The 14,355-nt window shown below is 42.6% G+C and carries 16 protein-coding genes; 7 read left to right on the plus strand and 9 right to left on the minus strand.

Annotated features, from left to right (window positions below; translation table 11 throughout):
* Positions 1-190 precede the first annotated feature (190 nt).
* A complete protein-coding gene (locus W03_RS02755) occupies positions 191-712 on the plus strand; it encodes a hypothetical protein (RefSeq protein WP_244071186.1) in 522 nt (173 codons plus the stop codon).
* 91 nt (positions 713-803) lie between these two features.
* Here the strand turns inward: W03_RS02755 and erpA are convergent, their stop codons facing one another.
* From erpA to rplM, 6 genes are all read right to left on the minus strand, one after another.
* A complete protein-coding gene (erpA, locus tag W03_RS02760; protein ID WP_244071188.1) occupies positions 804-1,148 on the minus strand; it encodes an iron-sulfur cluster insertion protein ErpA in 345 nt (114 codons plus the stop codon).
* Positions 1,149-1,226: 78 nt separating this feature from the next.
* Positions 1,227-1,649: a polymer-forming cytoskeletal protein gene (locus W03_RS02765; RefSeq protein ID WP_244071190.1), complete on the minus strand. Its 423-nt coding sequence runs from the start codon at positions 1,647-1,649 to the stop codon at positions 1,227-1,229.
* A 10-nt stretch (positions 1,650-1,659) separates the two neighbouring features.
* The gene (locus W03_RS02770; protein ID WP_244071192.1) at positions 1,660-2,403 is read right to left on the minus strand and encodes a DUF6776 family protein; all 744 of its coding nucleotides are present in this window, start codon (positions 2,401-2,403) and stop codon (positions 1,660-1,662) included.
* A gap of 64 nt (positions 2,404-2,467) precedes the next feature.
* The gene (argC, locus tag W03_RS02775) at positions 2,468-3,496 is read right to left on the minus strand and encodes an N-acetyl-gamma-glutamyl-phosphate reductase (protein ID WP_244071194.1); all 1,029 of its coding nucleotides are present in this window, start codon (positions 3,494-3,496) and stop codon (positions 2,468-2,470) included.
* Positions 3,497-3,599: 103 nt separating this feature from the next.
* Positions 3,600-3,992, minus strand: coding sequence for a 30S ribosomal protein S9 (rpsI, locus tag W03_RS02780; RefSeq protein WP_244071195.1), 393 nt, complete (start codon positions 3,990-3,992; stop codon positions 3,600-3,602).
* Between the two features lie 4 nt (positions 3,993-3,996).
* Positions 3,997-4,431: a 50S ribosomal protein L13 gene (gene rplM / locus W03_RS02785; RefSeq protein ID WP_244071197.1), complete on the minus strand. Its 435-nt coding sequence runs from the start codon at positions 4,429-4,431 to the stop codon at positions 3,997-3,999.
* Between the two features lie 192 nt (positions 4,432-4,623).
* On the opposite strand from rplM, the gene W03_RS02790 reads away from it, so the two are divergent.
* Positions 4,624-6,339, plus strand: a complete 1,716-nt coding sequence (locus tag W03_RS02790; protein ID WP_244071199.1) for a glutamine--tRNA ligase/YqeY domain fusion protein — start codon at positions 4,624-4,626, stop codon at positions 6,337-6,339.
* Here W03_RS02790 and W03_RS02795 read toward each other — a convergent pair.
* The 3 genes from W03_RS02795 to W03_RS02805 all read right to left on the minus strand — a co-directional run bounded on the left by W03_RS02795 (position 6,336) and on the right by W03_RS02805 (position 9,697).
* Positions 6,336-6,806: an MEKHLA domain-containing protein gene (locus tag W03_RS02795; protein ID WP_244071201.1), complete on the minus strand. Its 471-nt coding sequence runs from the start codon at positions 6,804-6,806 to the stop codon at positions 6,336-6,338. The genes W03_RS02790 and W03_RS02795 overlap by 4 nt on opposite strands.
* 12 nt (positions 6,807-6,818) lie before the next feature.
* Complete coding sequence (locus W03_RS02800) at positions 6,819-7,844, minus strand: PstS family phosphate ABC transporter substrate-binding protein (RefSeq protein ID WP_244071203.1); 1,026 nt, start codon at positions 7,842-7,844, stop codon at positions 6,819-6,821.
* Between the two features lie 140 nt (positions 7,845-7,984).
* A complete protein-coding gene (locus tag W03_RS02805) occupies positions 7,985-9,697 on the minus strand; it encodes an OprO/OprP family phosphate-selective porin (RefSeq protein ID WP_244071204.1) in 1,713 nt (570 codons plus the stop codon).
* A 344-nt stretch (positions 9,698-10,041) separates the two neighbouring features.
* Here W03_RS02805 and W03_RS02810 point away from each other — a divergent pair, with 344 nt between their 5' ends.
* The 5 genes from W03_RS02810 to hslV all read left to right on the plus strand — a co-directional run bounded on the left by W03_RS02810 (position 10,042) and on the right by hslV (position 14,312).
* Complete coding sequence (locus W03_RS02810; protein ID WP_244071206.1) at positions 10,042-10,866, plus strand: methane monooxygenase/ammonia monooxygenase subunit C; 825 nt, start codon at positions 10,042-10,044, stop codon at positions 10,864-10,866.
* 418 nt (positions 10,867-11,284) lie between these two features.
* Positions 11,285-12,133 (plus strand): diaminopimelate epimerase, encoded by an 849-nt coding sequence (gene dapF, locus W03_RS02815; protein ID WP_244071207.1) that lies wholly within the window; start codon positions 11,285-11,287, stop codon positions 12,131-12,133.
* Positions 12,130-12,840, plus strand: a complete 711-nt coding sequence (locus W03_RS02820; RefSeq protein ID WP_244071210.1) for a DUF484 family protein — start codon at positions 12,130-12,132, stop codon at positions 12,838-12,840. Before dapF ends, W03_RS02820 begins: the two co-directional genes overlap by 4 nt.
* The gene (xerC, locus tag W03_RS02825) at positions 12,824-13,717 is read left to right on the plus strand and encodes a tyrosine recombinase XerC (RefSeq protein ID WP_244071212.1); all 894 of its coding nucleotides are present in this window, start codon (positions 12,824-12,826) and stop codon (positions 13,715-13,717) included. The genes W03_RS02820 and xerC overlap by 17 nt, the downstream gene beginning before the upstream one ends.
* 73 nt (positions 13,718-13,790) lie before the next feature.
* Positions 13,791-14,312 carry an ATP-dependent protease subunit HslV gene (gene hslV / locus W03_RS02830; RefSeq protein WP_244071214.1) on the plus strand — a complete coding sequence of 174 codons (522 nt, stop codon included), beginning with the start codon at positions 13,791-13,793 and terminating at the stop codon, positions 14,310-14,312.
* Positions 14,313-14,355: the final 43 nt, after the last annotated feature.

Genomic DNA, 14,355 nt, shown 5'->3' on the forward strand with positions numbered 1-14,355 from the left:
CAAGTATGCTAAACAGGTTACAGTGATGCATGCGAAACTGAGAGTTGATGAAAAATGGCTTTCGCAACTTAATAATGTGATGCTTGATGCATGCGCCTAGTATGCTACCGATCTCAAAATCCTTCTTGATCCACATTTTCAAGTTTACAATGACAACCTTTCAAGTACGATATAGATCGACGAGGGACAAATGGTGAAGCGCATAACCTTTTATTTATTGATTCTGATTATATTTTCGATTATTGCGGGGTGTGCTGCAAAGCCTAGACAGCCTGCATATCACATTACAGATATTTCGCAAGATGTGATTGCTGTTGTGACCAATGACGCCGTTACGCAAATGTCGGTATTGTTCGCACCTGAAAAAACAAAGCTTGTGCTAACTCACCCCGCAACCGATCAATTTGGATTAGCGTTCGTTGATCGGTTGCGTGAGAAAGGGTTCACAGTGAAGGAGCATCCTACTCAAAATTTGGATCAAGTGCTGCTGGATCACCGGGAGCACGAGAAACATACCCACGAAGATGGAACTGATTTGATAAAGTTAGAAGAGCCGGATAGCGCTGTTCCACTCTCATACTTGCTGGATCATGGAGGAGAAAATTATCATGCCAAATTGACGGTGGGCAATCTTCAGTTGATGCGCATATATTCCATGCAAGGAGGGGAGGTAAGGCCCTCGGGACATTGGATTCGCCAGGAACCAAAATAATATAGGATAGATAATCCGGTTTCTGATTGCTTGATCAATCGCGCAAAAGGAACGCAGCCTTCTTCGGTGCGTTAATGAATACGATCGTGATTTAAACAGAAAATGACGATCCACAGCCACAAGTACTGGTAGCGCCAGGATTTCTAATGATGAATTGAGAGCCTTTTAAGTCTTCTTGGTAATCGATTTCGGCGCCAATGAGGTATTGATAGCTCATAGAATCGACTAATAATTGAACACCATGATTCTCCATGACCATATCGTCTTCATTAATTAGCTCATCAAAGGTAAAGCCATACTGAAAACCTGAGCAGCCTCCGCCATTAACAAAAACCCTGAGTTTGAGATTCAGATTTCCTTCTTCTTCAATGAGTTGCTTAACTTTAACAGCAGCATTGTCTGTGAAAGAAAGTGGGGTGTGATTTTCAATATTCATAGAATTTTCATGTTCTGGTTAATTTAAGTCTTATTCATTGTGGAAAGTTAGATGGTGATTTTTTCCTTGAGTTTCGTTTTATTTGCTATCCGGTTCTGTAGAAATTAAAGGAATCGTTTTTTCTGGTAATTGTGCATCATTATTTTGCAAATGAACCATTTTTCCTTCAACCAATGCACCCAAGTGAATTTCTATCGTACCGTAATGGATATCACCATATATTTGAGATTTCTCTTGCAACTCAAGATAGCCTTGTGCATATACAGGGCCAAAAACTTTACCATTGATAATAATGTGAGTTACTTTGATCGCGCCATCAATGCGCCCGTCGCTACTCAATACCAAGGTACTAGGTTCATTATCGGCGGCCGTAATGTCACCTGTAATATGCCCATCAACTCTTAATCCGCCGCGAAAATGGACATCCCCAATGACTTTGGTATTTGCTCCAATTAAGGTGTCAATATGATTATGTGGTTTGTTTTTCTTATTGCCAAACATGGCTTCCTCGTTATAAGGTCGGTTGCGCGGTTTGCGTTAATAATACTTTTCCGTTGCTATTTTCATAAACTTGTACCTGTAAGTTTTTTATAGTCATGTCATCGGGTACTTTGAAGCTGTCTTCTAATCGATAGAGAAATTTGAAGCTAATTGGGAAGTCCAATTTAGATTCTTGATTAACTAATGGAACCGTTTTGGTTTTATCGTTCTGTAAAAGAGTCACGAGCAGCCGCACTTTCCCTTTAAAATCATTGGGTCTTTCTCCTCCCTGAATCAGCGTTAATGCGTAGCGAAAATTACCGGGTATTTCTGTTTCTTTGAGGCTAAATTGATAAATTGAGACGCCGTTTTTCGCGCTTCCCGACATCAGATGCTCAAAGAATAACATTTTTTCTTTCAGTTGGTCATTCTCATAAGTCAATGCTTTGATTTGTTTTAACAGATTAGCATTAGCCGTATTATGCATCTGAACTTGATGAATCAATTCGCCCATTTCGGAGCAAAGCTGCTGCCGTTTTGTTTGTCGGCAAACTGCTGGATCGTATGGCGAATCACCATAGATTTTTTCCTCCGTGAATTCCTCTAGCAAAGTATTCCTCGATTGTTTTCCGACTTCAAACATAACCCAAGAAACTGAAAGTAATACAAAACACACAACCAGTATAACGACTAGTCGATATTTCCAGGAAGGGTAGGGGCGTACAATGACACGTGGCGATAGAATTTGAGTATTCTTGGGAAAGATTCTATTCATCTATGTTAATACGGTTGCGTCAAAAATACTGAAAACATTGCGATATAGAATATGATAGGAGCTCTCATGGTAGCAAGGGTATCTGATTAATACCCAGTGCTTCAGGCAATTCAAATAAAATATTCATGTTCTGGATTGCTTGCCCGGCTGCGCCTTTTACCAAATTATCAGTTACCGAGAGTATGACAGCCGTATTACCGTTTTGTGGTTGATGTACAGCAATGCGGCACAGATTGGATCCCCGGACCGAGCGCGTTTCAGGGTGTTTTCCTGTGGGTAACACGTCTACGAAAGCTTCTGTAGCATAACGTTTTTCATAAAGTTCTTGTAGGTTAACTTTTTTAGTCAATGTTGCATAAAGCGTTGCGTGAATGCCACGAATCATCGGGACTAAATGAGGGACAAAAGTAAGGCCTACAGATTTCTTGGCTACCGTTGAAAGCCCTTGCTTGATTTCCGGTAGATGGCGGTGGCCTGGAACACCATAAGCTTTAAAGTTATCGGACGCTTCTGCGAGTAGCGTGTGTACTTCCGCCTTTCGTCCTGCTCCCGATACACCTGATTTAACATCTGCAACGAGATTTTTAATGTCAATTACACCGGCTTCTATGAGCGGTAAAAATCCCAATTGAACGGCTGTCGGATAGCAACCCGGATTAGCAATTAAGCGCGCATTTTTGACTTGTGCGCGATTGATTTCCGGTAAGCCGTACACCGCTTCAGCAACCAAATGGGGACAAGCGTGTTTCATGCCGTACCATTTTTCCCACTCGGCAACGTCTTTGATACGAAAATCAGCTGCTAGATCAATAACCTTGACGCCTGCTTGCAGCAAGGATTCCGTTTGTTGCATGGCGATACCATTCGGCGTGGCAAAAAATACCAAATCACATTTATTGAGTTTAGCGTCAGCAGGGTCGCTGAATTTTAAATCAATGCGTCCGCGAAGATTGGTGAACATGTCGGCTACATCCATTCCTGCTTCGCTGCGTGACGTGATTGCTTTGATTTTTACTTTTGGATGCTGCGCTAGTAAACGCAACAATTCCACGCCTGTATAGCCTGTGCCGCCAACAATTCCTACGTTAATCATGATTAGTCCCTTCCGTTTTTTCCAGATATATCGATATTATATTAGCTAGCAAATAAAAAAGCCGCCATAACAATAGGGCGGCTTTCTACTAATGGATCTAAACTTATCGTTTGGAGAATTGCTTGCGTCGACGTGCTTTACGTAAACCCACTTTCTTTCTTTCCACTTCTCTGGCATCGCGAGTTACTAATCCTGCTTTACTCAATGTGGGCTTCAATGTTTCATCATAGTCTATCAGAGCGCGCGTAATACCGTGCCGAACTGCGCCTGCTTGACCTGATTCACCACCACCACGGATATTTACCATGATGTCGAATGTGCTCACATGATTGGTCAATTCCAGCGGTTGCTTTACAATCATGCGACCGGTTTCGCGTGAGAAAAAAGTATCCAGTGGCTTATCGTTGATAACAATTGAGCCTTTTCCGGGTTTGATAAAAACACGTGCTACAGCACTTTTGCGTCGCCCCGTTCCATAATTATATTGGGTAGCCATAATTTTAAGCTCTCACTTCAAGCGGTTTGGGTTGTTGTGCAGCATGAGGATGTTCATCACCCGCATATATCTTAAGTTTTTTAATCATCGCAAATCCCAAAGGACCTTTCGGCAACATTCCTTTAACTGCCTTTTGGAGGGGGCGCGCAGGAAATTTTGCATGCATTTTTCTAAAAGATGTCGCATAAATTCCGCCAGGATAACCTGTGTGACGATAATAGATTTTATCATCCATTTTATTGCCGGTAACACGTAGTTTGTCAGCATTAATGACGATTATATAATCGCCGGTATCTACGTGAGGCGTATAAATGGGTTTATGTTTGCCACGTAAACGGTGCGCAATTAGAGAAGCGAGTCGACCCAAAACTTTATCGGTTGCATCGATAACATACCAATCATGGTTGACTTCGTGTGGCTTGGCTGAAAATGTTTTCACGAAAACCTGTCCTGCATATTCAAAAAGAGCCAGGATTCTATGTTAGAAGGCTACAAAAGTCAAATTTGAGTCAAGCTTTCATTCATCGCTATAATCATAGGAAAATGCGGTGATGGCAGTCTCACACCGCTTACTAAGATCGACAGTAAAAATTTAGTTTGTCACGATTCACTATCTTAAGAGAGCATAATTTTGAAAGACCAATCTAAGCATGTATCGATAGAGGCAGCAAATGCGGTTGCCTCAAATTTCATACGCACGATTATTGATGACGATAATCGCTCCAATAAGTGGAAGGGGCGCATAGAAACTCGCTTTCCTCCAGAACCTAATGGGTATTTGCATATTGGTCACGCGAAAAGTATTTGCCTAAATTTTGGTATGGCTAAGGATTATGGTGGCGTATGTCATTTACGGTTTGATGATACCAATCCAGAAAAAGAAGCTCAGGAATATGTCGATGCTATTTGCGATAACGTAACCTGGCTGGGCTTTGAGTGGGGTAAGCATCTGTATTATTCATCCGATTATTTCGATCGGTTATATGAATTTGCCGAGTATTTGATTAGCGAGAGCAAAGCGTATGTTGAGGAATTAACGGCCGATGAGATTCGTGAATATCGCGGTACACTGACCGCTCCGGGTAAAAATAGCCCATACCGAGAACGTCCGGCCGCAGAAAGCTTGGATCTATTTCGACGTATGAGAGCGGGTGAATTTCCCGATGGAAAATATGTGCTGCGCGCTAAAATTGACATGACTTCACCTAATATTAATATGCGTGACCCAGTCATTTACCGCATTCGCCATATACATCATCAACGTACTGGGAATCAATGGTGTATTTATCCGATGTATGATTACACGCACTGTATATCTGACGCGTTGGAAAATATCACGCATTCGTTATGCACATTGGAATTTGAAGATCATCGACCGCTGTATGATTGGGTGTTAGACCAACTGGTTGATAAGGTACCGTGCCATCCGCAGCAAATCGAATTTGCTCGACTTAATCTGACTTATACCGTGATGAGTAAGCGTAAGTTGATTCAGTTAGTGACTGATAAATTGGTCGATGGCTGGGATGATCCACGGTTGAGTACCTTGGCGGGCATTCGCCGTCGCGGCTATACGCCGCAGGCAATTCGATTATTTGCTGAGCGAATTGGCGTCAGTAAAGCGGATTCCTGGATTGATATGACGGTGCTGGAAGATTGTTTGCGTGAAGATTTAAATGAATCCGCTGCACGGCGTATTGCGATCCTCAAGCCGCTGAAGATGATTATCGATAATTATCCGGAACATCAAGAAGAAGATTGCTTTGCCCCAAATCATCCACAACAACCGGAATGGGGTAAGCGTACGGTGCCATTTTCTAAAACACTCTATATTGAGCAAGATGATTTTATGGAAGAACCCATAAAAGGCTATTTTCGATTATCACCGGGGGCTGAAGTGAGATTACGCTATGCATTCATTATTAAATGTGTCAGTGTCGAAAAAAATGCGCAAGGTGAAATTGAGGCGATACATTGCCTTTATGATCCCGATACCAAAAGTGGTACAGCAGGTGCGGATAGCCGCAAAGTGAAGGGCAATATTCATTGGTTATCGCTCAAGCATGCGCAACCAGCTGAAATTCGTTTGTACGATCGTTTATTTAATGATCCCTATCCAGATAGCGGCGACAAGGACTATAAAAAAACATTAAATCCTGATTCCAAGAAAATTATTTCGGGATATGTCGAACAGGCATTGGTTGATGCAAAACCAGAGGAACGTTTCCAGTTTGAGCGTAACGGTTATTTCATCGCCGATCGCTATGACATGACGCCGAACAAGCTGGTGTTTAATCGTGCGGTCACTTTACGGGATTCCTGGGGGAAAGCAGTGCATGCTTCTTAATCATTCAGAAAATGCCAATCCGAAAAAGCGGCCGCTTGTCCTACGGTCGCTCCGCTAGCGTTCTGTACAGTCCAAATGATAGCGTGGTTAATTAGGAACCGCTTTCCCGTACTCGAGATTCGTATGCCGCGATAATTTGAAATATAACCTTGGCTTCTCGCTTGTGCCAGCATACGCGAGCGTTCTTCTCGATTCATTGGTTCCGCTGTTTGGCGAGACGGCGTACGGGTGAATTGCTCCCAATCCATCTCCCACAATCGCAGTGCTGCATGATTGCCGAAATTCAAAACCGGATCGGTTTGTGTTCCATGAGAAACAATGATCTTTGAATGATCAAACAATTGCTTAGCTTGCGTTAAAGGAGTGCCATCTCGCTGCAAAAGATCATGCTTTGTCCAATAAGCATAACTGTTCAATAAATACTGACACCATTCCACGGTACTTGGATTTGACCAATATTTTTGCACTTTAACAACCGATTAAAAATGCTCATACTCTAAGCGTTCTTCTCGTCGGATCATATCGTCAATGGTCAAACCAACTGCCGATACACCATCAAATACCGTTCCCACTCTTTTATTATTAAAATGCTCCAACATTGTGACGTAAGCTGTCGGTGGTAATGGAAATAATCGCGCTTTTTTAGCAATCAGAACAGCATTTTTCAAATAGAATGTGATGAATTCTCGTACTTCCGGTTTGCCGGCAGCTTTGGCGCTGACATAGATAAAAATGGGACGCGATAGTGGCTGATAGCTCCCATCTTCGACACTTTCAACAGAAGGTAAAACCGCGTCATATCCTTTTTCGCTATCGATTGCTGCTGCTTTAATTTGTGCTTGATAATCAAGGTAAGAAGCAAAACTCAAGAATCCCATTCCGTTTTTATTATTGACGATATCTTTTATCAAAGCATCATCATTTTTTGACTTATTGAAATCGCTGCGGCTAAATTTAGGTTTTCCTACAATGGCTTTGGTGAAATAATCGAAAGTGCCAGAATCCCTTTCAACTGCATAAAGGTTGATCATGTCATTCGGCCAAGCGGGATTGATGTGATTCCAACGCATAATTCTGCCTTGCGCGGCTGGCTCCCACATCTTTTTTAAATCCCTGACGGTCATTGCAGTGCTCCAGGTGTTTTGGGGACTGATAATAACCGTGATAGCATCAAATGCAATTGGAATTTCGATAAATTGTACTTTTGCCTTCTTACATTCAGCTAATTCTTTTTTTAAAATCAGACGCGAGGAATTCGCGATATCGATTTCACCATTACATAGTTTTCTCAAGCCATCACCGCTTCCGGAAACATTCATCGCTACCTTAACGCTATTTTGCTTTGAGGCCTCAAATTGATCTGCAGCTATCTTAGTAATTGGATACACGGTGCTGGAGCCATCGATTTTAATGACGGCTTGTGCGTGAGCTAGGCTGATGTAGCCGAATAAGCTACTAAAAATAAATAAATTCTTTAATAAATTAGATCTTAATGTTTGCATCATTTTTTCTCCGTAATTTCGGAACTACTGATGTTGTACGCTAATCCGGAATCTTTTGTTTTTCGGCGCTGCGCAAGTTGCACAATCTCGCCTCAATGTAATCAAAAAATTATCATTCACCATTTTGAACAATGATATTACTGCTAAAAATCTACCGTCAATTGTGTCAAGAATGCACTCAGACTGCCATTATCCCAGCCATGCGTTCTTGCTCCGGCTCCACCTGAATATCCATTGGTGTTGGTGGTCGGTGTTCCTGCGGTATTGATATTGAGTATCTGTATGATATTGGCCTGAAATTTGACATTGGAATGAGGGTACCAATTTAGACCGAATCGAACCATATTGGCTTCACCACCTTTGATTACACCGGAATTCATATCGATATAATCGTAACCAAACGCAACTTCCCATGCACCCAGACCTGGGCCGTTAAGCTGAAATGGTTTTTTGGGTTTGATACGATTTGCGGCACCGTTTCTAACATGATAAGACTTGGAATCCCCATCAGTCAGGAAGTAGCTGATAAAGCCATAATAACCAGTCAAATGTTCGCCGTTATAACCGACGCCATTGATGTTTGTTCGTAGATATTCCGCTTGTGCTGAGAATGGGCCATACACAAACCAGCCCTCTGCACCGTAGCGATCATAACTGGTAATTTGTCGCCGGTTTGGATCATTTAATCCGCCATAACTTAAATTACCGGTATTGAGGATATTGCTACGGTCGACGTTGGTTCCAGGAAAAGTGAAAAACGCCATACCGCCGCCGCCGCCAATCTGTCCTTCACCGACCATTGTACCGTCAGCGCGGTATTTTGTGTTGACATCGGTGTGTCCTGCGGAAACACCGACATGAAGAAATTTAGTTTCATCTTCCATCCACGGTCTACCACTGATACGACCGATACCTTCCCAACCGGTATCTCCGGAACCATTGTTGCGATTCTGATTGCCATTGGCATTGACTGAGGAAGAAGCTGCTGACCAACTGCCAAGAGGCTCTGTTTGGAACGCAATGCCCGTTTGCCATCTCGTTACAGCATAATTGATACCGATACCGGTTTTATATGTATTTGGATTGTCGACAAATGTATTCACTGACATATGCCGTTCGATGAAGGTCAGATAACGGTTGCTGGCAGCTTCTTCCAAGCTAAATGGTTCCTTGAAAAGACCAATCTTGTAAGAAAGTGCATTGGTATGATTAAGGCGCACAAATGCATCAGTAATTCCAGAGCCTACCGTTCCATTGCCGCGGCTAAAATCATATTCGAATTTATAATCCCAAATTTTCATAAAGGTGCCTTCAACCCCTAAGCGGGCGCGGCGAATATTCATCCCGCTGTTTAGTTCATTCGAAGTGTTGGCGCCGAATGCAGGGTCTGGATCGTTGATGAAGTTATACTGCGAAGCGGGTTGAATCCGTCCATTGAGTGATATCGCGAAGTTTCCGTCTTTGGTTGACCAATGTAAGCCACGATCATCAAAATTGCCATGTATTTTTTCAACTTCCTTGACGCGCTCATCGAGCATTGAAACTTGCCCTTTAAGTTGCTCTTTTTCGGCTTTTTCCCGCAATCTTGCCAAGCGGTCGCTGCTGTTCTTATTGTTGGTGTCAGCTTTTTGATTTTCAGGAGCGGCAGTGAATTCGATTGGTGGGCTTGCAGGTTTCGTTGTTTTAGAGGCAGCTACAGATTTTTCGTAAGTGCCCATATGTACTCTACCAGGCCCAGGCTCAGCAAAGATTTGTTTGGTTTTCATGTCAACATACAAATCCAATGCGTGACTGCTGGAAGCGACGCATAAACTGATTACAGACAATATTGCCAAAGGAGGCCTGAATAATCGCATAGTTTTTAATCCAGAAATTTTATAAAGGTGATCGAGAACAACCTTATAAAATAAAAATGTTACAGTTTTATGACGGTTAAATTTTTGTTACAAACTGCGGTGGGTTTTTAGCTTGAATCGATTGGATAATCATTATTCAAAAATTTTAATAATCAACTTATTAAGTTTGTGTCGTGCACAGATGAAGATCATTCATTTGAATTTAATGAGGTGGGTTGGATAAAAAAAAGGGAACTTTTATTGGTAGAAAGCCTGTCTATATTTTTATCTGGGCAATAGAAAATTAACTTTGATTAATCTATGCCAAGGGTGATTTTCGACTAACAACCTAATAGGAGGAGAAAATGGCAACGACATATGGCACGAGTAGTGCGAGTAAGAGTGCTGATTACGACATGTCGCTGTGGTATGACTCAAAATACTACAAATTAGGCTTGATAACGATGTTATCAGTAGCGATATTTTGGATATGGTATCAAAGGACATTTGCATATTCGCATGGAATGGATTCGATGGAACCTGAGTTTGACCAGGTATGGATGGGTCTGTGGCGGGTGCACATGACGCTGATGCCGCTGTTTGCGTTGGTGACATGGGGTTGGATTCTGAAGACTCGTGATACGAAAGAGCAATTAGACAATTTGGACACCAAGCTGGAGATCAAACGTTATTTTTACTGGATGATGTGGTTGGGTGTTTATTTGTTTGGTGTTTACTGGGGCGGAAGTTTCTTTACGGAACAAGACGCATCTTGGCACCAAGTGATTATTCGTGACACGAGCTTTACGCCAAGTCACGTAGTGGTATTTTACGGTTCGTTCCCGATGTACATTGTATGTGGTGTAGCGTCATACTTGTATGCGATGACCCGTCTGCCGCTGTATAGCCGTGGCACATCCTTCCCGTTGGTGATGGCAATTGCTGGTCCATTGATGATTCTGCCGAACGTAGGGTTGAACGAATGGGGACATGCATTCTGGTTCATGGAAGAATTGTTTAGCGCGCCATTACACTGGGGCTTTGTGATTCTGGGTTGGGCTGGTTTATTTTCGGGTGGAATTGCAGCACAAATTATTACCCGTTATTCAAACCTGACCGATGTAACCTGGAACAATGCTAGCAGAGAAATTCTGAATAACCGCATCGTTCCTGAAGTTAATGTAAAATAAGTATTGAAAGCTGTTAGAACTTGCCCACTGCCAGTTGTATAGGCAGTGGGCTTTTTTGTTTTCGGTAATTCGAAATGAATTGTTAATAGGTAAAATAATGTCTCGTTAGCTTCTGTAGGAAACATTATTTCTTCCAAGAAAATTATCTATTTGATGGAGGTAGTTGATACTCAATAGAAATAATTGGCTCCTGTTGTTGTATGATGACGTATGACCCTAAAGAACTTAAAGTTGACGCATTTATACATACGCTATAATCCTCGCTAGAAGGGACATGGTACTGTGTTGCATCGGAAGTAATCTAAAACTATGTGCGAGAATATTTGCAATCATTAACGGATTGGAAGTTGCTGGCAAAAATAGATTATCTGATGACGCGTATGTAAATAAAATTTGAATAAAGACTAACCATCAATTTATGAAGTTAAAATTTACAAAAATGCATGGCCTAGGTAATGATTTTGTGGTTCTTAACGGCATCGATCAGACCATACAGCTTACACAACCACAAATTCGCTTTCTTGCGGACCGTCATTTTGGCATTGGTTGTGATCAAATTTTGTTGGTTGAAAGAGCACAGGGTGATGCCGATTTTCGCTATCGTATTTTTAATGCTGACGGAGGCGAGGTCGAGCAATGCGGAAATGGTGCACGCTGCTTTGTTCGTTATGTGCATGATCAATCCTTGACGCAGCAGCGTGAAATTCGTATCGAAACGCTAAGCGGAATTATTTCGCCGAAGCTTGAAGATAACGGGAATGTTACTGTTAATATGGGGAAGCCTATTTTTAGACCGGAAGATATTCCTTTCTTGGCTGAGAAAACTGAAAAAACTTATCCGATTGAAATTAATGACGATCTCGTTACAATAAGCGTGTTATCGATGGGGAACCCGCATGCTGTAAGAATTGTTGAAGACGTAGAGACGGCTCCGGTTGACACAGAAGGCGCTTTGATTGAGTCACATCGCGTTTTCCCGAAAAGAGTCAATGTGGGTTACATGCAAATTGTTGATCGAAGTTGTATACGGCTTCGCGTTTTTGAACGTGGTGCAGGCGAAACATTGGCCTGTGGCACAGGAGCTTGTGCCGCGGTGGTTGCGGGAATCAATTTGGGATTGCTGGAGCATCGGGTGACTGTGAATACACGCGGTGGCAAACTAATCATCGATTGGCAACAAGGCGATGCGCCAGTTTGGATGTCTGGTCCCGCAGTAACGGTATTTGAAGGTGAAATCAATTTGCAATCCATTAAGGAAATACGATGAAATCGGAAGAAATCGCGCAGTATCTAAAGGAGCACCTGGAATTTTTCAATGAATTTCCGGATTTGCTTGCGGATATTGAAATTCCTCATCCGCAAGATGATAAAGTGATTTCATTGCACGAGCGTCAAGTGATCTCACTCAGGGATAGAAATCGTGTTTTACAAGATAAGTTGCGCGAGTTGATCAGCTTTGGTGAAGAAAATGATGTAATTGGCGGAAAAATGCATCGATTAGTGATTGCGTTGCTTGCAACGACATCGATGAATGAGGTACTGAACGCGTTATATTTTAGCCTCAAAGAAGATTTTTCTGTGCCGCTGGTGGGGATGCGCTTTTGGGACGTGCCATATACTGATTCATCTAGAATAGAGTTTGCGCCGACCAGCGAAGATGTTCGCGTTATTGCTCAAAGCTTGGTGCAGCCGTATTGCGGTAACCATATTGTGGGCGAAATCAAGCATTGGTTTGGTGAAGGAGGAGAGCATTTGAATTCGTTTGCGATGATTCCGCTCAATACATCTCGGCTGATTGGTTTGCTGGTTTTGGGAAGTCCTGATGCAGAAAGGTTTTATCCAGAAATGGGTACATTGCATTTGAAACATTTGAGCGAGTTGATCTGTGCCGCAGTTATCCGTTATTCTGCAGCGAATCAAACCAATAGTAGCGCTCTAACACTAGATAGTTTATCGAATGAGCAGCAAACGTGAGCTACTAGCCGGTGCTTTTATTCATCATATGGTTTATGTGCGGCGTTTATCAGCACTCACCGGTGAGAGTTATTCGAGAGATATTCGAGCGTTATTTGAACATTTACAAAAGCATGAGTTAGAACAGGTTCAGGCACAAGATATTCGTTTGGTTATTGCGCGGCTCCATGGTAAAGGTTTTTCAGGCCGGAGCTTGGCTAGAATGTTATCTGCTTGGCGTTGTTTTTATAAATACCTGATCCGTGAGCGGCATTGTGAACATAATCCCTGCGTTGGTTTGCACGTTCCAAAATCTGCACAGAAATTGCCGAATGTGTTATCGCCAGATCAAGCCGTACAGCTACTCGCATTTCCATTGGATAATATTTTAAGTGTGCGTGATAGCGCTATATTTGAATTATTTTATTCTTCCGGTTTGCGCCTGGCAGAGCTGACGCATCTCAAGCAAGAGGACATACGTTTTTCCGAAGGGACTGTGCGCGTATTAGGGAAAGGTGGAAAAATGCGTATTGTTCCGGTTGGGGATTATGCAATTCGCGCTATCAGATGTTGGCTTGAGCAGCGTTCGAGTATTGCTAAACCGGATGTCCTGGCACTATTTGTATCTCGCCGTGGCGATGCGATGAGTGCTCGTACTATCAGTTATCGATTAAAAAATCGAGGTATAAAACAAGGCATACATCAGAATATACATCCGCATGTTTTGCGGCATTCGTTTGCATCTCATGTATTGCAATCGAGTGGTGATTTGCGCGCTGTACAAGAAATGCTGGGGCATGCTCATATTACATCGACGCAAGTCTATACGCATTTGGATTATCAGCATTTGGCAAAAGTTTACGATAAAGCGCATCCACGGGCGAAAAAAAGAAGCTAACAGTATCGCTTTCTGTCAGAGAGCGCGATGTTTTATACGCTATAATGGCGCTTTCTTTCAATAAGTATATTTCATGACAACAATCGTATCGGTCAGGCGCGGTCGGCAAGTTGCGTTGGGTGGGGATGGGCAAGTAACGCTGGGTGCGGTCGTGGCAAAATCGAGCGCACGAAAGGTTCGCCGGCTCTACCATGAAAAAATCTTAGCCGGATTTGCTGGAGGAACAGCCGATGCATTTACATTGTTTGAGCGTTTTGAAAATAAATTGGAAACGCATCAAGGGCATATTATGCGTTCAGCGGTGGAATTGGCAAAAGATTGGCGTACAGATCGAATCCTGCGTAGATTGGAAGCCATGTTGGTTGTTGCCAATGCGGAGGCCACATTGATTATCACGGGTGCAGGCGATGTTATTGAGCCAGAGCAAGGTCTTGCAGCCATTGGTAGTGGTGGATCATATGCGCTGGCTGCTGCACGGGCACTATTAGAAAACACTGACTTTCCTCCTAAAGAAATTGTCGAAAAAGCATTGACTATCGCTGGCGATATCTGCATATACACCAACCAAGATCATGTGATTGAAACCATCGACTAAACATTGCAAAGATTTTTCTACTCCACTTATTGGGTGGAAAAAC

Source organism: Nitrosomonas sp. PY1 (assembly GCF_022836435.1).
Taxonomy (GTDB): Bacteria; Pseudomonadota; Gammaproteobacteria; order Burkholderiales; family Nitrosomonadaceae; genus Nitrosomonas.